The 21,518-nt window shown below is 53.6% G+C and carries 16 protein-coding genes; 2 read left to right on the top strand and 14 right to left on the bottom strand.

Annotated features, from left to right (window positions below):
- Positions 1–736 precede the first annotated feature (736 nt).
- The 6 genes from DW123_RS09220 to DW123_RS09185 form a co-directional block, all read right to left on the bottom strand.
- Entirely contained in the window at positions 737–1,720 is a 984-nt protein-coding gene (locus tag DW123_RS09220; RefSeq protein ID WP_118273729.1) for a hypothetical protein, read from the bottom strand.
- Positions 1,721–2,187: 467 nt separating this feature from the next.
- Positions 2,188–4,434, bottom strand: coding sequence for a P-loop NTPase fold protein (locus tag DW123_RS09210; RefSeq protein ID WP_158570753.1), 2,247 nt, complete (start codon positions 4,432–4,434; stop codon positions 2,188–2,190).
- A 163-nt stretch (positions 4,435–4,597) separates the two neighbouring features.
- Entirely contained in the window at positions 4,598–5,359 is a 762-nt protein-coding gene (locus tag DW123_RS09205) for a TIR domain-containing protein (RefSeq protein ID WP_118273726.1), read from the bottom strand.
- A 1,828-nt stretch (positions 5,360–7,187) separates the two neighbouring features.
- On the bottom strand, positions 7,188–7,580 hold the full coding sequence (locus DW123_RS09520) for a hypothetical protein (RefSeq protein WP_147332604.1): 393 nt from the start codon (positions 7,578–7,580) through the stop codon (positions 7,188–7,190).
- A gap of 109 nt (positions 7,581–7,689) precedes the next feature.
- Positions 7,690–8,541, bottom strand: coding sequence for a hypothetical protein (locus DW123_RS09190; RefSeq protein WP_118273723.1), 852 nt, complete (start codon positions 8,539–8,541; stop codon positions 7,690–7,692).
- A 140-nt stretch (positions 8,542–8,681) separates the two neighbouring features.
- On the bottom strand, positions 8,682–9,122 hold the full coding sequence (locus DW123_RS09185; protein WP_117769675.1) for a restriction endonuclease subunit S: 441 nt from the start codon (positions 9,120–9,122) through the stop codon (positions 8,682–8,684).
- Between the two features lie 434 nt (positions 9,123–9,556).
- On the opposite strand from DW123_RS09185, the gene DW123_RS09180 reads away from it, so the two are divergent.
- On the top strand, positions 9,557–10,000 hold the full coding sequence (locus tag DW123_RS09180; RefSeq protein WP_147333349.1) for a hypothetical protein: 444 nt from the start codon (positions 9,557–9,559) through the stop codon (positions 9,998–10,000).
- A gap of 125 nt (positions 10,001–10,125) precedes the next feature.
- Here the strand turns inward: DW123_RS09180 and DW123_RS09175 are convergent, their stop codons facing one another.
- The 8 genes from DW123_RS09175 to DW123_RS09145 all read right to left on the bottom strand — a co-directional run bounded on the left by DW123_RS09175 (position 10,126) and on the right by DW123_RS09145 (position 20,556).
- Positions 10,126–11,385 (bottom strand): nucleotide sugar dehydrogenase, encoded by a 1,260-nt coding sequence (locus DW123_RS09175; protein WP_118273722.1) that lies wholly within the window; start codon positions 11,383–11,385, stop codon positions 10,126–10,128.
- Between the two features lie 63 nt (positions 11,386–11,448).
- Positions 11,449–12,630: a non-hydrolyzing UDP-N-acetylglucosamine 2-epimerase gene (gene wecB, locus DW123_RS09170; RefSeq protein WP_118098592.1), complete on the bottom strand. Its 1,182-nt coding sequence runs from the start codon at positions 12,628–12,630 to the stop codon at positions 11,449–11,451.
- 45 nt (positions 12,631–12,675) lie between these two features.
- On the bottom strand, positions 12,676–13,953 hold the full coding sequence (locus DW123_RS09165; RefSeq protein WP_158570752.1) for a lipopolysaccharide biosynthesis protein: 1,278 nt from the start codon (positions 13,951–13,953) through the stop codon (positions 12,676–12,678).
- Positions 13,946–15,103 carry a hypothetical protein gene (locus DW123_RS09515; protein ID WP_147351613.1) on the bottom strand — a complete coding sequence of 386 codons (1,158 nt, stop codon included), beginning with the start codon at positions 15,101–15,103 and terminating at the stop codon, positions 13,946–13,948. Before DW123_RS09515 ends, DW123_RS09165 begins: the two co-directional genes overlap by 8 nt.
- Positions 15,090–16,250 (bottom strand): glycosyltransferase, encoded by a 1,161-nt coding sequence (locus DW123_RS09160; RefSeq protein ID WP_118273720.1) that lies wholly within the window; start codon positions 16,248–16,250, stop codon positions 15,090–15,092. The genes DW123_RS09515 and DW123_RS09160 overlap by 14 nt, the downstream gene beginning before the upstream one ends.
- 38 nt (positions 16,251–16,288) lie before the next feature.
- The gene (locus tag DW123_RS09155; protein WP_118273719.1) at positions 16,289–17,506 is read right to left on the bottom strand and encodes an NAD-dependent epimerase/dehydratase family protein; all 1,218 of its coding nucleotides are present in this window, start codon (positions 17,504–17,506) and stop codon (positions 16,289–16,291) included.
- Position 17,507: 1 nt separating this feature from the next.
- Positions 17,508–18,569: a polysaccharide biosynthesis protein gene (locus tag DW123_RS09150; protein WP_118273718.1), complete on the bottom strand. Its 1,062-nt coding sequence runs from the start codon at positions 18,567–18,569 to the stop codon at positions 17,508–17,510.
- A complete protein-coding gene (locus DW123_RS09145; protein ID WP_255413511.1) occupies positions 18,562–20,556 on the bottom strand; it encodes a glycosyltransferase in 1,995 nt (664 codons plus the stop codon). The genes DW123_RS09150 and DW123_RS09145 overlap by 8 nt, the downstream gene beginning before the upstream one ends.
- 139 nt (positions 20,557–20,695) lie before the next feature.
- Between DW123_RS09145 and DW123_RS09140 the strand changes: the two genes are divergently transcribed.
- Positions 20,696–21,518, top strand: an 823-nt coding sequence (locus DW123_RS09140) for a transposase (protein WP_199580491.1), incomplete at its 3' end; no start/stop codon positions are given.

Below are 21,518 nucleotides of genomic sequence, written 5' to 3'. Positions count from 1 at the left end.
GCGGCATAAGAAGGCCCGCCCAGCAAAACGCATAGGCAGGCCATGGCAACAATTGCAATGTAATGACGGCTGGTGTGGGACTCGGCAGCAAACATACCCGCTCCGATCTTCGCAGGAGCCAATAGAATGTGCACCAGAAAATGCCCTGGTAGCAGCAGTTATCAGTTTAGCGAGATCGATGCGGGAGCAAAGAATAATCGCGTGAACAATGTCACAAAATTAGGTGTAAATCGTTTTGCCAGTCGGTGAAAGGAGGAATCGGCTTGCGAATGCGAGCGCCACGTCCTCCACAAGTTCTAGAATTTCAGAGACAAAGTCGAAGGGACATGTTAAGGTGCAGTCAGTAAACCCGCCCGGCCTCTGCTTCGCATGCACACTGGCGGGTCTTTTTTCAAGTTCTAGGAGCCGAGATAAGCTGTCGGCGGCACGCTTGTTAATCGGCTTCTCCGGATGCTTGCCGATTCGATCGCTCAGGAAGTAGCTCTTAGGGATCTCCGGGTCGTGCGGTCCGTTGCCAAGCTTGCCGTTGATGACTATGCCCAAAGATTGACACGAGCGCGTCGGTCAGGATGCGTTCGATGGCCAACTTGGCGAAACCCGTCTACGAGCATGGAAACAATACAAGCGGCGCTGCTAATAGTAGCGCCGCTTGTATTAAATGTCATTGCTCCGGTGAGATTGGTGGATACTCATCGGTAAGCGAGCCGAGGCATCCAAGCCTTATGTAAATGACAGTCTAACTCTTAGCCAAGCCAGAGACATATCCCAACGCGTCAGGTAACGACGAGCTCACGGCATCCAACAGCACGAAGAGTTTGATGCAAGTCTTGCGTCGGACCGGCTTGTACATCATACCGTGCTGGAGGAAGTTTCGGTTAAGCTCACCCTCTCGCTCGCGGTTGAAGTCATCTCCCGACCTGAAGAAGTAGTCCACTGCCTCACATATGTTGGCAAAGTCGATTATCGAAATGGCCATGGCGGGGAGCTCACCGTCACTTCCATCCGAAAGCGAACGGTTCAGTTTATTTAGCTCACGAGACCAAGACCTTTGTTTATGCTTGCCCCCCTCATCTCGCCTAGGCCCACAGCATACGCGAAACAGCTCTCGGTCAATGAGTGAGCAAAGCATCATGGCACAAGGCTTATAGTGCCTCTCACGGAAGAGCACGACAGCCTCGCGAAAGTCGACTTTCTTGGCAATGCTGCCCTCAAGGCCAGCAATAAGGGCGTCAACATCGAGAAATGAGAGGTAGACGGCATCGGCCTCTCCCAGCGTTGAGGGGCAGTGTGGCGGGGAGTTGTAGGTGAACTGGTCGTTCGTGATTGCCCAGCCATACGATCCCCAACGCTTCGAATCCTCAAGGATGGCCTCCCAGTCGAGCGAAGCGCCTATCTCCGCTAGCCGCTCTATCAAGGGGGCTAGGTTCGAGAACACGGACTCCCGGAACTCGTCAAGGACACCGAAATGGGAGCTCAGTTGCAAGCTAAGCTGGGTGGCAAAGCTAAAGAGGCCTTCGAGGTTTTTGGTGAACTGCTCTGTTATGGCGCGCAGGGAGTCCTGGATCTGCGTGAGGCCTTTGAGCTGCGTGGCGCACGCGGCACAGATGGCATCCGAAGTGCTAGGAGGAAGCTTCACGATGGCGCCAGGGCCGGCGGCGGTATCGACAAGCTTATATTTGCAAGACCCTGAGCAAACACCGCCCTGTTGTTCATTAGACAAAGTTAGCTCCTAACACGCGACATCCGAACGAGCCAAGCTCAGAAAAACAAAGAGGCTTCGAAGATGATACTCCGGAGCCCCGAAACGCTTGTGCCTGGCGATCGTTCAAAGGACTTGAGAAACCTTGACCAGTCCAAGGGCTGGTCGTATAGCCGATCCAAAGAAACGTCCTCATTCCTCGATCACTTAACGATGCAGCATCGGACCAAGATCAGGACGAGCAACGTCAGCGAACACCTCAAAAGCGAGATCAGTCGGCGAACCTGCGTCGTCGGCATGTTCTCCGACGGGAAATCCTAGATGAAGCCGGTGACCGCTAGGCCTGAATACATAGTCGAAAACGAATGGGGCCGCAGGCACTACCTGGACATATCGCTGCTCGAAACGGGGTGTAGGGCATAACGCCGGTGGCCCCAATCTAGACATCGGCAAATTTGCGAAATAATCTCTGACGGGACCGCCCGTCATCACGCCCTCCTGTTATTTCGCCTCCAACTCGCAAGGAGCGTACCAGCCTCTTCGGCAGAGACCTCGTCCCCATCATAATCGTCTCTATTCACAAAGCAGAAAGCTGCCGCAACTAGCTGGCAGTCTTCCGGCAAGTCGAAAAAGCTGCCGTCTGCGCGCGCCTCAGCAAGAAGACCGTCGACCTTTGCGAGCTCGACCACCTTTGCGACACCAGCCTTGTCGAATGAGAAGCTCGTTACTTCGCCGCTGTCCAGCGAGGTGTAGCGCCCCGACCCGAACGAGAGAAAGGACGCGCACCTCGTCCCGTCAGCATTGGCAATTCTTTTCGCATAAGCCATGAATTCATTGGGCTTACGCTTCTTGAGCAAGATCAACGCATAACGACACTCATCGTTTAGGAACAGGTTCCTCTCGACGGCGTCCTCGCCCACCTTGGCGCAAACGGCATCGGAAAGCTCGAAAATGTCGCCTTCGGGCAAAAGCGCCTTGCGGCCACCGTCTCCCCTGTCATTCAGGCTGTTCAGCTGCGATATCAAGAAAGGCGCGAGCGGATAGATCGCTCTCCCCTTGCTCTCGTCCACCGACGCTCGCAGAATTTCGCCAGACTTAGCAGGCCCCAACTGTTTGAACAGTAACTCGGTGAGTCTGAGGAGTTCCAGGTCGGCACTCGTCGAGGCAAATGGGGCGTAGCTCTTTTCCTTGCTCAGGCCCAAGGCCAAAAGGCATGCCTTGGCGACGACTTCGGCACGTCCTTCCTCCAAGGTCGATACACGGGCCCTCATAGCCGACACAAAGTCGATCATGCTCCCCGCTTCGGCGTGCCTGTGCAGGTCTTCGAGCAACACTCCGCCGTCGCTCACATTCAGCGCATCCTGAACCTCGTGAACATCGATTCCGTCCGGCATGTTCGAATCGAAGTAAAGATCAAAGGAATCGGCCCGCCAGATAGCGTTCAAGCTCTCCCTCGGGTAAGAGACGCAATGACTCATGCCAGTTTCATTTGCCATCCGCGGGAAAAGCCTGCAGATGGCCTCAACCGCCCACTTGGCCTCAGAGCTCGGGACTATCCCAGAAAACAGCCTCTCCAAATTAGCGAGGTTGTCTTTCTGATCCATGCCATTCATATACAACGACGTTCCGATTGTGCCGCAAAGGAGGTCCTTGTGCACGCGAATCCAATCAACGAGTTGTGGCACCTTGAGCTCCAGCACTGTCAAGGCGACGACGTCTTCGAAGCAGCAGAATCGCGGCAGTATGCTCAACTTCGCCTTTAACGCGTTCGTGAACCGCCGAACCTCCCTTATGGTGAAGAATCGATTGTTCAGAAACGTCAGGCGGACGCCGTTCCACCTCTTGTCATCGAGGTCCTCCCGCCTGTAGGCAAACGCGTTGAAAATCGCGTTGATGTCCTTGAGAAGTATCCGCTCCAAATCGCCCGATGAAATGGATGGCAGGCGCACAGGGACCTGGACCACTTTCTCTAGGTATTCGGCGCCATCGCACTTCTGGACCTCACTCAAAGCCCGCGTAACCACCTCCTCATCGAATGAAAGAAGGTAGTTGATCTTGGGAAGCTTCGCCAGAGAGGCGACGAGCTGAAACACCATACGCACCTGATCATTCGGCAGCCGATCGATGTCGTCGATGATCACTACGACCCGCCCATCGAACTTAAGGAGCTCCTCCTCAAGTCTCTGTTTCTTTGAGGAGACGCTTCCCGCCCTATCTGCGGATTTCCTCAACCTGCTCGTCAAACGATTGCCGAAGGCGGGCACAGCAACGCCCGCAAGCGGCATGCCCGCCAAACTGACAGCGGCGACGGCGGTCATCAACAAGGCTTCAGAATATGCCGCGAAGGCATTGAGGACCTCAGGGCGCTTAGCGCGCAGCTTGCCGAATAGCTTGCGCCGCCCTTGTACATCTTTATCAAGCGCACTCCCGACTTCCTTAAGGAACTGGGCGAGCAGCTGCTCGGCCGTTAGGTAATTCCAGGGTTCAAAACGGACGACAGAGACGTCCGCCTTGCCGTCATCGTCTTTTCGGGAGAGCGCATTTTCAACGAGGTTTATAACCGAAGTCTTGCCTGATCCCCAAGGTCCATACAAACCAATGACGAGCGACTCGGGGCCAGCTGCGGATTTCAGAATATCAGCCAGTCTCTCAGTGAAAGGGATCCTTCCGATAAGATCTTGCTCCCTCGCCTTGATTGGTGTATCGGTGGCAAGAGATAGGTTGAGGTTATCCAAGGCCACTACCTCCCCAGTTCGTAGCTGCGCACGGCGGCCTCAGAAAGCGGCATTTTCTCTGTCAGGTTGAGCTGCGTCATTCCCAGCTCCTGGCAACTTCGTCTGTTCTTTGTTCCGAAGCCAGCTCCCACAAAACACATCTCGTCGTCTGCTGCCGTATCCGTTAGAAAACTATCTTATTAAAGTCGATGGAATATCCCATGGACTTGAGTTCTTTCAAGAGGCCGAACTCCCAATTGTCTGATCCGGTATATACGACACCCTGTAGATCGGAGGGAAACTCTATACCTTTGTCAACGAGAATTGCAACGTTTTCTCTACCAAGCCGACCAATAAAGTATCCGGCTTCAAATACAACATTCTGTCTAGCCCTGGGCTTTGCCGACTGTTCTGCCTGGGCCCTTCCTTCGTCGTCCGCCGTAAAAAGGCATACCGCTCCTGCTGCATCGCCTTCAATTTCCAGCTTTTCGATGATTGTCTTGCCCTGATTTGACTGCTCGTTCAGGATTACCGCCGTCAGGCCCTGCCTTTCGATGATTCTCGCGACCCTTTCTCTAAGCTCTCCGTTGTGGCCATGAACGATAAATACCTTCGAATAATCTCCGACATTTGCAGTCGATCCGGTTTCCCCTTCGGCTGAAAACTCATCAAGGTATGTCTCCAGCACAGCTTTTGCTTTGCGCAGGCCGTCCGCACAGGCATCAACGAAAGCCGATTCGGGCGTGCTGGAGGCGAAAATAGACAACGAGTAGCGGATTTTGTTAAAGCTATTAAATTCGTAGCTGTCTTCTCCAAATCGCCTAATTAAAAGCCTGTCCGCCTTTGTCTTCCACGCTTTAAAATCAGGCGAACTAGAGCTGATGTATTTCTTTGAAAGTTCGTCTGCTGTTTCGCACAACTGCAGCAAAATTTCAAAATCAGACATTAAGCCTTCTTTCTACAACCAATAACAGAGCTAAGAATCATCTTATTCCAATGAGCAGCCAAATCTCTTTACCGTTTCCTCGGTGCCCCTATCGGAGATGGACTTGCCCATTGCGAACTCAATAGCGTCCAGCAAAGCCATGGCACAAGCTTTGAAATAGGCATCAAAGTCATCATTAATGAACGCATTCCAGTCAATGAGATTCGATTCGATGACGGAGTTCACCCTGTTCGATGACAACTTTCTTAACGTATTCCGCTGAGCAGACGCTGGGGGTCAAGCCTCCAATTTCTCTGTCCGATTCAGGCAGCAGAGGCATCTTGTTGATGACCGAGCTCCATTTATGCCTTTCGTATCCCGTTTTTTCGCAGTGGCTTTTGCGGGAAGCTGGATATCTGGGGCGGTTTCCATGCTGTTCACGATATCGATAGAGACGCCACGCATTAAATCGAGCCCCTTCCCCTTATAGAGGAGAGCCATGATTCTCTTATAGGCTGCCGATTGCCTCGACTGGAGTCGCAGGGGTCGGGTTGACTGAAAATGAGCAGTGTTCACGGTTCGCATCTCGAATTTCGCATCTTCAAGCTGGCATTCACATCCTCTATGTCATAGCGATAGCGGGTCTCGTTTGGGCCGCCATGCATCTCTCCAAAGATTCCACGCCAGAACCGACGAGTAACGTATTTTGGCTCTTTAGGTCTTTGAGTCTTACGAAAGGGCAACCATCGATCATCCTATATTATTCGGAGTTAGATTTATCGCCCCACGACGCTAAGCTGGTGACCATCCAGTGCCTTTTGATATCGATATAGACATCGCCAATCTGATTGTCCAAGCATTCATCGGACTCGTTACCTTGGGGGCCTTGATTGCCGCACTCTGGCAAAGTAACCAGAGCAAAAAGAACAGGGAGGACGACATCAAGCGGCATCAGCCATCCCGCATATCGGCATGGTACGAAGGGGATCGAAACCGAACTGATCAGCCCGAGGACAATCGGTTCGTCTGGCAATTCGTCGTGCTTCGAAACGAAAGCGAGTCCCCCGTCTACGACGTAATCGTCACCTGCGTCGGGATTAGCGGGGCCGGCCCCTCTTTCAAAGGTGAGGATAACCGCCCCGCTTATCCCAACCGCGTCTGCGTCGGCACGCTTCCTCCTGGAGCATGGTGCATATGGCTCCCGACGGAAGGGCACGGAATGGGAGTACGCACGGCACCCGAAACGGCTTTCACCGACGCAAGCGGAACTTCATGGGTTCGGCGGGGCAACGGAAGGCTCGAGGAGATCCCTATGGAGCCAACCTCGTTCTACAGGCTGCCCCTTCCCTTGACCTGGCACGGATGCAAGAAGCTGACCGAGTAACCCCTTGGCATCGTCGTTTCAGGCATTGGGTTTTCCGGACTGGGACGCGAACTTCCCCAGATGTTCCGGATAACGGGAAAGTCAGAACTATTCGGGTTTGCGAGGCGGGATCGAGAGAGCGACTCCGCCCTATTATTTCGATGCGTCCATGAATTAAAGTGAGATCGGCATCATCACCTCGAAGCACTTACATACAGATCCATATGGCAAAGGCAGCAATTCGCCACCTTGGTTGCAGCAGCGGAGGTTATTACTCAGGATACAAGCGGAAGTAGCCAAATAGGCGCTGGGCGCAACCGAGACGCAGCCAGAGAAGGGTGACATGAGAGTTGTTTCAGAGGATTGGGGTGATATGGATGAAGTTGACTGGTAAGTGCATCTCCAGGTTCAACGGATGGCTGATCAAGGCCGTCTTTAGGTTCACGTAGGGATCCGCTTTTGCTGACAAACAAACACGTGATTGATTTATGGCTTCCAGACGCTTAGCGTGTCTGGAAGCTCATTTATTTTATTGTCAGCAACCACGAAGCCAGCGCTGAACCTCGCCCTAGTAATTGCAACATAGAGCTTGGAGCGTGTCTGCGGCTTCAGATCCGTCGAGGCATCTTGCAACCAAGAGGCCATATCGGCAACTGGATAAATCAAAACATGGTCATATGTTCGGCCTTTTGCTTTGCCGAAGTTGCAGATCGATGAAGCGTTCGCGGTCTGAGTGGCGACGCTACGTCTCAAAATCACTGGATCCAAAAACTCGCAATACCTTTGCGCAAGTGACTCTGGAATGGCCCAAACTCCATTATGGGTTTCATTTGAGGCGGCGCGCAAAGATGCGGTTGGTGAAAACTCCGGATAAACCATGTTTGCGAATCGCCATTCTTGATTTGCTGCTTTTTCGTTATCTTGTCTATGCAATGCAACTGAAACGCATCGGTGTCTCATCTGCAAATACTCGTAGGGCGATAAATGATTATTTAGCCGATCCTTCTTCGAATCCGAAAAGCAAACCGTCCTCATTTGGTAAACAGCCCCGTTCGACGCATTCCAAGATTAGCGCTTGCAATAATTTTGCAGAATCGGAAACACAAGACTCAGAAGGTTGTTTTCCCTCATGAACGGCTTCTGACCTTGCTCTATATAGTTTCTTTATTTCTTGCTGTTTTTGCTTGCCTCCTCCAAGAAACAAAGCTGCGAGAGTACTGACACGAAAAACAAGTTCGCTCCGGACTCCAAACAATGACTCAATCCCAGCCCATATAATCGCCATTTGAACTGAAGGTCGAAGCGATTGCTTGTAGCTCCACAAGGAATTCACCGCGGTCTCAAATCGCGTGTTTTTATCAAACAGTTCCCATGCGTCCCGATAATGCTGTCTTATCCACTGCTTCTCTGAATCGTTGATCACTTTCAATTTTCTTGGAATGAACAACCTTGTAGAAAGAACAACATTGATTGCCGAGCATGGCGAAAAATCTTCTGTCCGCGAATCGCTCTGAACATGCCAATACAATTCGCAATTCAAAAGCGCGGACAATAGAACTATTGCAGATTGGGCATTCCAAACTCGAACTGCAAGCTCTTTGCCCTCTGCAACAACGCGCAACTGAGCTGTAGTTTTCCTAAGGACGGCAATCAAGACACCTAAATCGGTCTCATCTCCGCTGCCATATTTCATCACAGAATTTATCATGTCGTCCGGCGAGGCCTTGCACGTGGCCGGCAATAGAGAGAGGTGTTGCGTAAGCGGCAGCTCTTCGTCTATGGTTAATCCCATTAGGTATAGATATGAAGCAGCAGCCGATTCATTTACAACAATCATCATCTTCGCCCCCCTGCCATAGCGCTCTATACCTAATCCATCCGAACAGCGCCAAACTGAGAGACGTCGATTTCGCCCTACATGAGTTTGGGAAGCAATGCGTCACGCAGTTCGCCAAGAGCCTACGACTTGAGTATATTAGCCTATATGAGCTCAAGAATACCATTGAGCGTCGAAGTCGTTCTTTCTATTGCACAAGCTGGAGCAAACGGGACGTTCATCGACTTAATGTTTTTTAATGCAAGCTTGGTCTGAACGGCACCAACAGTTCCAAGCCTAATAGCTTCCATGCCCATTGAGCTACGAAGAAAGAAATACGACCACGCCGCAAAGTCGCCTTTAAACGAAGTAAGTTTGTTGCAATTCTCTGTGAGGTTTGCCTCATCGAGCGTTTTTCCGATATACGCCGTAAGGCCAATCGTTCCGACAACGGAAACAATTAGATCGCCAGTGTTGACAACGTAGCGCGAAATATTAGATCGTGTTTCATCGTCGATATATAGCATTTCCGAAGTGAGTAAGAGAACAGAAGCGTTGTTTAAGTCGCGGACTCGAATATATGGATGAGAGTTTGCCTCTGCAATTAGCTCTGAACCTTTAGGGAGCCTCTAACCGCCCTTGACTTCGCAGAATGACTCGACTGAACGGTAATGATTTTCTCGCTTGTTCTCTTCAATTGTTTGAGCAAAAAGGGCTTCTCCGAGTTCAGCTAAATAATCATTTACCGGAACATAGGCCTGCACTTCAGAATTGTTTCCATCGAACCAAGGGGAAAGGAGCCCCCGGTGGAAGCGATGATCAATATGGTTCCAACACAGATGTAGCCGGTTCTAGACTATCTGCAGATAAAGCAATCTTAAAAGCAGTGCTCGAAAGCACTATGTGTAGCCATGCCGAAAGCAGCGTGCCCAGCAACTCGAGTCTACTCGGTCTCTTCCTTACCGACAAGGAAGTCGAGGGGTGCTCTCCGAGAACAATCGCGTACTACGAAAGCACCCTCAAACCATATGAGGCATGGATGGAAGAGAAGACGATGCTGAGCGAAGACGGCCGAATCGTCAGGGTGGACAACCCATGGTGTTCGTTCTACATCGACACCGAGCTGGCACCTGCGCTAGACGAGAGCAGGTGCGGGAAATGGATGTTCTACTTCAACGATATCGAGTTCGCGGAGGAAGTCTGCCGCAAGGCGGCCCTCGGAATGGTCGTCGCGGAATGCAAGCACAGCTCATTCGAGTCCGTTATCGAGAACGGCAGAGGCGTCGCCTGCTTCTACCTGAACTTGGACGACGTCGAAGCACATCGCCGCGTTGTCGCATTCATGTTGGAGCATGGCCTGGTTCGGAAGACGAAGTCGGGGAAGCTGTATAACATCGGCTTCAAGTTGGATGACCAGGCACGGGCGGGAGAATATGGAGCCGGTTTCAAGGCACGAATCACGTTGAGCGATCGCTCGAATTAGGCGAATTTTACCTGCGAAGAACAATGAAGGGCGGGGGTGTATCGGATAATGCCGAACACCCCCGCCCTCGACGCGGTTAAAATAGCGAATGATTGAAGCGGATCAGCCTGGTTCCGCCCTCTCCCCTAGTCCCGCTTAAACAGATCCCTCGTGTAGACCTTGTCCGCCACGTCCGCGAGCTCGTCGCTCCAGCGGTTGGCGACGATCACGTCGCAGCCGGCCTTGAAGGCCTCCAGGTCGTGGGTCACCTCGGAGCCGAAGAACTCCGGCGCGTCCAGCGTGGGCTCGTAGACCACCACGGGTACGCCCTTGGCCTTCACGCGCTTCATGACGCCCTGGATGGAGCTCGCGCGGAAGTTGTCGGAGTTGGACTTCATCGTCAGGCGGTAGACGCCCACGACCGGCTTCTCCTTGCCGGCGTACACGCTGTCCCACACCATCTGCAGCACCTCGTCGGCAACGAAGTCCTTGCGTGTGCGGTTGGACTCGACGATGGCCTCGATCAGGTTCTGGGGCACGTCCCTGTAGTTGGCCAGCAGCTGCTTGGTGTCCTTGGGCAGGCAGTAGCCGCCGTAGCCGAAGCTGGGGTTGTTGTAGTGGCTGCCGATGCGCGGCTCCAGGCAGACGCCGTCGATGACGTCGCGGGTGTTGAGGCCGCGGACCTCGCAGTAGGTGTCGAGCTCGTTGAAGTAGGCCACGCGCAGCGCCAGGTAGGTGTTGGCGAAGAGCTTGACGGCCTCGGCCTCGGTGGTGCCCAGCACGAGCTCCGGGATGCCCACGGTGCCGTCGGCGTTCACGCGCTCCAGCTCGGCGGGCTCGGCGCCCTGCGCGAGCAGGCCGGCGAACTTCTCAGCGGCCGCGACGGCCTCGGGGTCGTCCTTGGGCGCACCGACCACGATGCGGCTGGGGTGCAGGTTGTCGTAGAGCGCCTTGCTCTCACGCAGGAACTCCGGGCTGAAGAAGATTTTGCTGTCGCCCAGCCTCTCGCGCAGGCCCGCGGTGTAGCCGACGGGGATGGTCGACTTGATGACGATCCAGGCGTCCGGGTTCACCGAGCGCACCGCGGCGATGGCGGCCTCGACGGAGCTGGTGTCGAAGAAGTTCCTGTCCGAGTCGTAGTTGGTGGGCGTGGCGATGACGGCGTAGTCGGCACCCGCGTAGGCCTCGGCCACGTCCACGGTGGCGTGCAGGTCGAGCTCACGCTCCCCAGCCTTTGCTTCCGCCAGGAATCGCTCAATCTCGTCGTCCTGGATGGGCGACATATAGTTGTTGATCTTCTCGACCTTCTCGGGAACGATGTCCAGCGCGTGAACCTCGTTGTGCTGCGAGAGCAGGACGGCGAGGGACAGGCCGACGTAGCCGGTACCGGCGACAGCGATCTTCATGTCATTCTCCAATTGTCAAAGAACAGGTTAAAAATAGCCCCAAAAGCTGTTGGGGCTTAAAATCTAGAGGCTCTTCCTCCACACCATCTTGTCCACGACGCCGGTGTAGCTCTGGATGATCTTGACCACCTTGGTGGACACGGTCTCGTCGGCGTAGTCGGGAACGGGCGCCTCGGGCAGCGACCCCTCGGCGTCGAGCTCGACGGCGGTGTGGACGGCCTGCAGCAGCCCCTTCTCGGAGATGCCGGCCAGCGTGAAGCAGGCCTTGTCCAGCGCCTCGGGGCGCTCGGTGGAGGTGCGGATGCACACTGCCGGGAACGGATGCCCGACGCTCGCGAAGAAGCTGGACTCCTCAGGCAGGGTGCCGGAGTCGGAGACAACGGCGAAGGCGTTCATCTGAAGGCAGTTGTAGTCGTGGAAGCCCATGGGCTCGTGCATGCGCACGCGCGGGTCCAGCTTGAAGCCGCTGGCCTCCAGGCGCTTGCGGGAGCGCGGGTGGCAGGAGTACAGGATCGGCATGTCGTACCTCTCGGCCAGCGCGTTGATGGCGGTGAACAGGCTCGTGAAGTTGGCCTCGGAGTCGATATTCTCCTCGCGGTGCGCCGAGAGCAGCATGTAGCGCTTGGGCTCCAGGCCGAGCTCGGTCAGGACGTCCGACGCCTCGATCTTCTCCAGGTTGGCGCGCAGGACCTCCGCCATGGGCGAGCCCGTGACGTAGGTGCGCTCGGGGGCGCAGCCGGTGTCCTTGAGGTAGCGGCGGGCGTGCTCGGAGTAGGCCAGGTTGACGTCGGAGATGACGTCGACGATGCGGCGGTTGGTCTCCTCGGGCAGGCACTCGTCCTTGCAGCGGTTGCCCGCCTCCATATGGAAGATGGGGATGTGGAGCCTCTTGGCCGCGATGGCCGACAGGCAGCTGTTGGTGTCGCCCAGGATCAGCAGCGCGTCGGGCCGCACTTGGACCATGAGACTGTAGGAGGTCGCGATGATGTTGCCCACGGTCTCGCCCAGGTCGGCTCCCACGGCGTCCAGGTAGACGTCCGGGTCGTCAAGTGACAGGTCGCGGAAGAAGATGCCGTTGAGCGTGTAGTCGTAGTTCTGCCCGGTGTGCGCCAGCAGGCAGTCGAAGTGGCGGCGGCACTTCTTGATGACCTCGGACAGGCGGATGACCTCGGGGCGGGTGCCCACGATGATCAGCAGCTTCAGGCGGCCGTCATTTGAGAAATTTGCATTAGAGTAATTGTTCATTTAATTTCTCTTTTCTAAACAAAAGCTGACCATAGAACATATCGGCTATAGCGACTTTAGTTGTCTATCAAATTTGAAACAGCAACAAAGAACACCTGCAAGCATGCATGCATACATAATTGAATAACCAAAACCAATTGCCTTAAGAAAGGATTCCATCGGCCACGAACAGGCAATCGAAAGCCCGTAAACAATGAAAGCGGCCAGAACCAAAGCGACGTTGAGAAACAACTCGTACTTCTGTTTACCAAATGCGGTGAAAGAACCAGAAAAAGAAGTCGCAACTAATCGCATGGCGTACATAAGACATAGACAACGAATATACGAGCCTGCGATACCGTACCCTTGGCCAAAAATTAGTTCACACAAGGGAACAGCAGCTAGAAACACCACACCAAAAGTAGCAATCGAGACTGCGCTCAGAATGAGCACCAACTTAGCAATCGTTTTCGAAATCGGCTGCGATTCGGAAACACTCTCACAGATACGCTGGAAACACACTTTGCTTACATTGGAAGATATAAACATGATGGGAACATCGAGCACCCGAACGCCCATGGAATAATACCCCAGAGCAGAGGCGGAAAACAAAGCTCCAATCATCATTGTTACTAGCGATGAGGAGAAGCTATTTATCAGCTGCGCAGGCATTATAAACATAATTTGTTTTCTGCCACGTATGAGCAGCTCCTTGATTTGGGAAAACGTTATGCGAGGTCTATTCTTAAGTCCTTGAAAATAGCGTTTCATCTGCAGTCTATAGCCTAAAACGGGAGCAACAGCATAGCCGGCGAGAAGCCCTTGCGCGCCAAATATTAGAAAACCTGACGCGGTCTGTATAGCAGCTCGGACAAGCTCGCGAAGGGCTTCCAGTTTTGAAATAAGTTTATATTCTTTGTACCTGTTGTTATAGCTAATGAACAGAAAACGTAACCCATTTGTCAATACCAGGATCGGGGCAAAGTAAATTAGCGATCCGTATTGAAGTAAAACTACATTCGGGAAAAAAATCTTACAGACGATTAAGAAAAAAAATAACCCAAACGCAACGAAAAAGCAGGCCAGGACACAGATATCTGTAATATACTGCGCCCTCATATCATCCTTTTCGGAAACAATTAAGAGGTCCAGTTTCAGAGATGCAATAGGTATTAAAATGTTTGCAACGGATATTACGAAAGTATAGATGCCTAAATCAGAAGCTGGAAAAATGCGAGATAGTAAAGGCTGGATAAGGACGTTAATTCCTTGAGCAAGTAGCGTCCCAAGACCCATAATTGCAATATTTTTGCCAAGCCCATCTTTTTTTAAAGCGTTAATCACGCGGTACCGACCCCAAATCTTTAGAGATTCCTGCATTGCAGAAAACAACGCACCAGAAAGCAAGCGTTATAAGCAATTCTGGTCGAAATAGAAAGCTCTCAACGAAGCTATATGCGAGGACACCACATATAAAAGCAAGTTTTGAAACTTCAGCGTGAATAGCTAAATTGACGATTGCCCTCTGGATGACGATTAAAAGTAAAACGAGAAGAGGCAATCCGTAATTAGCGACAGTAACAAGGTAGAAATTGTCCAACGAAAAGTTGACAGGACTGCCTGTTACCCAATCAGAAATTGTTAAATTGCTTGCAAAGGCTGAAAATAAACTAGGCCGACCGCTCAACAGATCATTCACTGGAGTATTCTCTAGCAGCGGCAACGCAAATGAACCAACCACTACGAATGCTAGTACGCCGGTGGAAATTACAGCTGGTAAACCATTGTGTCCAAAATGATATGACAGTAGAAACAAAATATAGCAGGTACAAAAAACGATACAGCAAGCATAGAGACCTCGTGTATCTGTTACATTTGCGATATATAACAAAAAGGCAAATAACGCTGCAAAAAACAATGATTTTCTGAATTTAGGAATTAAAACCAGAGTAATGGCGGCACAAAAGAAAAGGGATGTTTGATTCGGGTTTTCGAAACCAAGAGTTCTTCTAAAACGTCCTTTTGTGCTTATATATGAAAAATCAGGAAGAACGTGAGCGAAGAGCAGGACAAGGTTTAATGTTATTAAAATTACTGCAGATACTGCAATGATCTTAGTAGCGTATTTCTCGCCTAAACGACGACTAACCAATATAAATAAAACTACGAGCAGCAGGTTTAACGAGCTTTCGCCATGATATAAAAACGAGATTAGCAATAATCCTACAATCAAGATTTCGATTACGGAAAGCTTGACTGAGCGCAGCTCGAATAATAGAGCGATGACAAAACCAATAACAGCAACCAAACGTAACTGGGATTTTAGGCCTGCAGCCAGTCCGGTGCAGTACAGCATAAAATTCAAAGAAAGAAGGAATACTGATATCGTGAAAAATAGCTTGGAGATTGGAACGTCTGCCACGCTTCTAGATAAAGAAATCTTATTGCATGCACTGTATCTGCTTTTTTCAGCCACTGATTTAGACATGGCCATCAACATCCAGCCGAGTCATGTTGCTATTCGTCAATTCAAGTAGCGCCTTCAGATACCTACGCCTCAACTTATCAAATTGGACCTTCGAATTGAAGTAATCAATTGCTGCCAGTCTTCTATTCAACATTTTCGTTGTATCTGAATCAACAATCGACTGCAAAGTCTCAACCCATTGCCTAAATTCTTCAATGGGGATCGCCGTACCAGCGTTCTCGAATTCGTTAAAATCCCAAGGAGTTTGATCACTTACAAGCACGGGACATCCGGCTGACAAGGACTCCGCAATTACATGTCCATAGTTTTCGCTCAATGTAGGGAAGACAAAGCAGTCATAATTTGCGAAAGTTTTCGCAGCCTCGCCCTGCCCGACCGTTCCTTTATATGACACCTTTATCGAATTTGGTAGTTCTTTTACGGCGCGGAGACACTCGTCCCAATAATCGTAATCTTCAATTGGCCCGTAAATATCGAAAGTCAATTTTCCTCGGATCCCTGCAATTAAATCTATCGCCTTGCGAAGATTTTTCTTGGGTACAATGCGCGAAATGAATACGAGCTTAGCTTCACCTGGTTTCTTTTCTGGATGATCGTAGTTTTCAGATGGCATGGAAGGCACGTTGGTCAGGAAGTAGCAGCGGTTAACTTTGCCGAAATATTTCCTTATGCCCTCAAGCTCATCTTGACTCGTGTATTGAAAACTAATATCGCGAACTAGGCCCGAAGCGCGGAGGAAAGAAATGTAGGGAAGTTTTTTATACTTCTTGTTCATCGCCCCGGGGCATAATTCACCCCTCGGAGCAAGAAGAACAGGAATGTTATTCTTCTTCGCGCGCATTAAACATGGCACTATACAGTCTGCAAATAAACTTTGTAAATAGAGCACATCCGGCGCTACTTCGTTAATCGCCTCAGTAAAACCCTTATAGCAGTATTCGGAATCGCTTAAATATTTTACTATGCAATTACCCCGATCGTTCCACCCGGGCTTAATGTCTTTATACGGTTCCGTTTCTCCCATGTCATGATTCTTAGTAACGATATAGCACTCATCGTCTTGCATAAGCGTGCAAAAGTTATTCACGCTAACCGGAGGTCCACCGAATTTAACGCCTGGGAAAAATCCACCGATGATGATTAATATTTTCATTCTTATTACTCCTCGCCGAATAGTGGACTGGCGAATCTCTAAACTTCCTCGAAGAAGGTGTCGGGATTCTCGGGATCGAAGGGCTCGTTGGCCCACATGATCGTGACGAGGTCCTCGGTGTCGGACAAATTGGTGATGGAGTGTGTGTAGCCGGGAATCATCTCCACGGCGCGCATGTCGGACCCCGAGACGGTGTACTCGTCGACGGGGAACGGGTTGCCATCGGCGTCCTCCCCAACCTTCCTCAGCTTGATCGACGCGGTGCCGGAGACCACCAGGAACCTCTCCCACTTGCTCATATGCCAGTGGTTGCCCTTGGTGACCCCGGGCCTTGAGACGTTGATTGAGACCTGGCCGCGCTCAGGCGTGCGCAGGAACTCGGTGAACGATCCGCGCTCGTCGGTGTTGGGCCTGAGGCCGTAGGCGAAGTGCCCCGGCTCGTAGTAGGACAGGAACGTGCTCCAGAGCTTCTTGGAGAAGGAGCCCTCGGTGAGGTCGGGCACCGAGAGCGTCTCGCGGCTGTCGCGGAAGCTGTCGAGCAGGTAGACGATCTCGCCCAGGGTCTTCACGTCGGTCCCGGGAACGTAGCAGAACCTGTCTCCCTCTACTCTCTCGAGGCCCTCGTATCCGCAGCGGTGCTCCTCCCCCAGCAGCGCCCCCAGCATCTCGTCCACGAGGTCGTCGATGTAGAGGAGCTCCAGCTCCACCGAGGGGTCGTTGACGGTGTAGGAGCGGCCGTTGGCGATTGCGTCGCAGAAGGTCGCCACCGCGGAGTTGTAGCGCGGGCGGCACCACTTGCCGTAGAGGTTGGGGAAGCGGTAGATGAGCACTGGCGCCCCCGTGCGCTCGGAATAGTCGCGGAACAGGCCCTCCCCCGCCAGCTTCGACTCGCCGTAGACCGAGCCCGCGAAGCGGCCCGACAGGCTCGCCTGCGCGGAGCTGGAAAGCATGACGGGGCACGTGTTCCCGTGGCGCTCGAGGGCGTCCAGCAGCATGGAGGCGAACCCGAAGTTGCCCTCCATGAACTCGGATTGGTCCTTGGGGCGGTTGACGCCGGCCAGGTTGAAGACGAAGTCAGCGCGGGAGCAGAAGTCCTCCAGCTCAGCGTGCGTCGAGTCGAGGTCGTACTCCATGACCTCGAGGGGAAGAAGGCCCGCGTACTTCTCGCGGCGGTCCTTGCCATCGCGAACGTTCTTCAGCGCGCAGCAGAGGTTCCTCCCGACGAAGCCCCTGGCGCCTGTGACGAGGACGCGCACCCTACTGCACCGCCTCGTGCTCGCGGCCCTCGAGCGCCAGCTGCACGTACTCGGCGGTCTTGATCTTGGCGATGGTGCCCTCCACGTCGAGCCTATCGGTGTTGTGGGAGGTGTAGGACTCGTCTGCCTGGGTCTCCACCTCGCCGTCCACGACGAACTTGTCGTAGTTCAGGTCGCGCGAGTCGCAGGCCACGCGGTAGTAGCCGCCCATGTCCTCGGACCTCAGGCGCTCCTCACGGGTCATGAGGGTCTCGTAGAGCTTCTCGCCGTGGCGGGTGCCGATCACCTGGGTGCCCACGCGGCCGAAGACCTCCTGCACGGCCTCGGCGAGGTCGCCGATGGTCGAAGCCGGCGCCTTCTGGATGAACAGGTCGCCGGGGTTGGCGTGCTCGAAGGCGAACTGCACCAGGTCGACGGCCTCGTCCAGGTTCATGAGGAAGCGGGTCATGTTGGGGTCGGTGACCGTCAGCGGCTCGCCTTTTCGGATGCGGTCGATGAACAGCGGGATGACCGAGCCGCGCGAGCACATGACGTTGCCGTAGCGGGTGCAGCAGATGGTGGTTCGGCCGGCGCCGTTGCGGGCGTTGGCGTAGATGATTGACTCCATCATGGCCTTGGACTTGCCCATGGCGTTGATGGGGTATGCGGCCTTGTCGGTGGACAGGCACACTACGCGGTCCACGCCCTCCTCGATGGCGGCGTGCAGGACGTTGTCAGTGCCGATGACGTTGGTGCGCACGGCCTCCATGGGGAAGAACTCGCAGGAGGGCACCTGCTTCAGGGCCGCCGCGTGGAAGATGTAGTCCACGCCGTGCATGGCGTCGCGCACGCTCTGGGCGTTGCGGACGTCGCCGATGAAGAAGCGCACCTTGGAGGCGAGCTCCGGGGACTTCTCCTGCAGGCGATGGCGCATGTCGTCCTGCTTCTTCTCGTCGCGGGAGAAGATGCGGATCTCGGCCAGGTCGGTGTTCATGAAGTGCTTGAGCACGGTGTTGCCGAACGAGCCGGTGCCGCCCGTGATCATGAGGGTCTTGCCAGTGAACGTACCGCCGCAGTTATTCATTTTTTCCATCCTTCATAGTCTGAAGCTCCTTCTCGAGAATCGTGTAGAAGCTGTCTTTTGCAAAATGCTCTTCGTAATATCGCCTGCCGCGCTTACCCATCTCTTCGCGCTGGCTGGGCGTCATATCGGCAAACTGCCTACAAATAGAGGCAAGACCCTCTGGATCCTCCGGATCGCAGCACAGGCCACATCCAGCCTCTTCAATTACATGACGGGCCTCGCCGGTCACAGTGCCCAAAATGGGCCTTCCTGCTGCCATATAGGAAGTAACTTTTCTGGGAAGCGTATAACCAAGAATTGAATTGTTAGCAAAAGTGGCAACCATCGCGTCGCTTGAGCCGTAGAACGACGGCATTTCAGCCAACGGATGACGACCATGGAATTCAACGCAAGAAGCTCCGATTTCACTCTTATATTTCTTAAGAGTCTCAAGTTCAGATCCCGAACCCACAACGTGCAGCGCAAATCTCGAGTCACCTTCAAGATAGTGACCGGCTTCTACAAATGTATTCACAGCCTGAGCAATTCCGACGTTGCCAGCGAACGTTAGATTTACTTTTGCGGAATCATACTCTGAACGCTTAGGAGCCTCTTCATTGAAAATATCCTCTGCATATTGCGGAAGATAAACCGTATCGCGATCCATTTTGAGAACAGACTTAAAGTAGTCGCTAAAGTTTCTCGACGTAACAGCTAAAACAGTGGCAGCGTTGTAAATCTTGCGAGAAACCCGTGCATAGCCCTTAAAAATGAGAGACGTACGCTTGATGTTGCCAACGGTCAGACTTTCGGGCCAGAGATCTTGACACCACAAAAGAACAGGCACGTTATGCTTTTCACCATATGCAAGTGCGGGTCTTGCCATCATAACGGGAGAAGTCTGGAACGAAAGGACAACATCATACTCGGCATTCATCCTAAGAGCTTCTTTAGTAGCCCTAGAGCTAAAGCTGTAGTAATTAATCACTCGCTGCCATATTTCACGTCCACGAGGAATGATTTCAACACGTCTAATATGAACGCCATTGCGCTCCTGACTGCCTCGAGCACCGCGTTCATAACCAGGATAGATATCGCCATCAGGATAATTTGGGGTGCCAGTGAGCACCGTAACCTCATGGCCCATGGCGGCAAGTCCCTCACAAACGTCGGCAATAGCGAACGGCTCAGGCCAATAATGCTGACTGACAGCCAAAACGCGCAGCGGGTGCTCGCTCTTAAAAGAAGGGCCAGCAGACACCTTATCGGCATCAACCGCACCAACAAGTGCAGAGGCAATCTCATCCTTTGTATAGTCTTCGGACTCGTCAACTTCATTGATGGGAACAACTTCGTTTTCACCGGTCTCGGGATCAAATCTCCTACGTACAACCGGAACGAACATTTGCAGATACACGCCCAAAAGAATGGCGAGTGCGGCCAAGACAACGAAGATAAGCAGCTTCCAGATGAGCGGGACCTGGGTAATGATGAATGCAAAAACACACAGTAAGGCAGTAATGGCATAGATGATTGCAACTAGTGCCTTTTGCCCAAAGCCACGTTTGAGAAGTCGGTGGTGAATATGCCCCTTATCGGGCGTACCGATACTAACTCCGACTCGAGAGCGACGAACAATTGCAGCAAAGGTATCCAGAATGGGGACCCCAACCATAACAATCGGAGCAAGGATCATCGAGAGAGTCGTATGGCCCGTATTAAGCAACATGACGGCCAAACCCAGGGAGAAACCAAGAAGTAGCGAGCCCGAATCTCCAAGGAAAATTTTTGCAGGGTTAAAATTCCAGCGCAAAAAGCCAAGTGTTGCGCCGAAAAGAGCGACGGCTAAGGCGGCAGTTTCAAAGCGGAAGGTCAAAACCGATAAAGCAAACAGTGCGGCACTGCAAACAGCAGTAATTCCTGACGCGAGACCATCAACGCCATCAATTAAGTTAATGATATTGGCAAAGGAAACCAGGAAAATTACCGTAAGAGGATAGGCAAAAATACCAAGCCCAAAATAAGGCTCTTCGGGGGTTTGTGTGGGTTAGCCGCCCGGTAAAATTGCCCGCCTAGCAGCGGCGGCGCGCCTCGCGTATCGTTGTTTTCCGACCAAAGAAAAAATGAACGCGCGAAGGAACGCCGCCATGCTGAACAGTCTACTCAAAAGGGCGCTCGGGCTCGAGCGCACCGTAATCGAGGGAGCGAGAATCGAGGGCGATTCCATAATCGTCTCCGTGAGGCCCAGGAGGGCCGCGCCGAGGTGCCCGGTGTGCGGGCGGCGCTGCGCCGCCTACGACAGGCTCGGGCCCAGGCGCTGGAGGGCGCCCGACCTCGGCGCCGCCCGCTGCTATCTGGAGCACGCCCCCGTCAGGGCCAGCTGCCCGGAGCACGGCGTGCGCACCGCGCCCGTCCCCTGGGCGAGGTGCGCCTCGAGCAGGTTCGCCTCGGCCTTCGAGGACTGGGTCGCGTGGCTCGCGCTGCACATGTGCCGCAGCGCCCTGGCCGAGCTGGCGCGCGTCGACTGGCACACCGTCGGGGGCATCTGCGCGCGCGTCGAGGCGTCGCTGGAGGAGGCCGACGGGCGCGGCAGGCTCGACGGGCTTCGCCGGATCGGCGTCGACGAGACGAGCTACAAGAGGGGCCAGAGGTACATGACCGTCGTGGTGGACCACGACCGCGGGAGGGTCGTGTGGGCCTGCAGGGGCCACGGGAAGGACAGGCTCAACGAGTTCCTCGACCTGCTGACGGATGAGCAGAGGGAGGCGATCGAGGTGGTCACGGCCGACGGGGCGCGCTGGATAGCCGACGCCGTGGCCGAGCGGCTGCCGCGCGCCGAGCTCGCGGTCGACCCGTTCCACGCGGTCTCCTGGGCGACCGAGGCCCTCGACGCCCTCAGGCGCGAGGTGTGGAACGGCCTGCGCTCGGCGCCGCGGCCGAAGCGGCGGGGCGGGCGCCCGAGGGCCGGGG

The organism is Collinsella sp. AM10-26, assembly GCF_003472525.1.
Classification (GTDB): domain Bacteria; phylum Actinomycetota; class Coriobacteriia; order Coriobacteriales; family Coriobacteriaceae; genus Collinsella.
The sequence above is the reverse complement of the archived record's forward strand: the minus strand, read 5'-3'. Positions and strand labels throughout refer to the sequence as shown.

Coding starts and splice junctions, on each gene's coding strand:
- DW123_RS09205 (WP_118273726.1), bottom strand. CDS start 5,359: ATGTCTGATTTTGAAATTTTGCTGCAGTTGTGCGAAACAGCAGACGAA.
- DW123_RS09520 (WP_147332604.1), bottom strand. CDS start 7,580: ATGGTTTATCCGGAGTTTTCACCAACCGCATCTTTGCGCGCCGCCTCA.
- DW123_RS09190 (WP_118273723.1), bottom strand. CDS start 8,541: ATGATGATTGTTGTAAATGAATCGGCTGCTGCTTCATATCTATACCTA.
- DW123_RS09180 (WP_147333349.1), top strand. CDS start 9,557: ATGGAAGAGAAGACGATGCTGAGCGAAGACGGCCGAATCGTCAGGGTG.
- DW123_RS09175 (WP_118273722.1), bottom strand. CDS start 11,385: ATGAAGATCGCTGTCGCCGGTACCGGCTACGTCGGCCTGTCCCTCGCC.
- wecB (WP_118098592.1), bottom strand. CDS start 12,630: ATGAACAATTACTCTAATGCAAATTTCTCAAATGACGGCCGCCTGAAG.
- DW123_RS09515 (WP_147351613.1), bottom strand. CDS start 15,103: ATGGCCATGTCTAAATCAGTGGCTGAAAAAAGCAGATACAGTGCATGC.
- DW123_RS09160 (WP_118273720.1), bottom strand. CDS start 16,250: ATGAAAATATTAATCATCATCGGTGGATTTTTCCCAGGCGTTAAATTC.
- DW123_RS09150 (WP_118273718.1), bottom strand. CDS start 18,569: ATGAATAACTGCGGCGGTACGTTCACTGGCAAGACCCTCATGATCACG.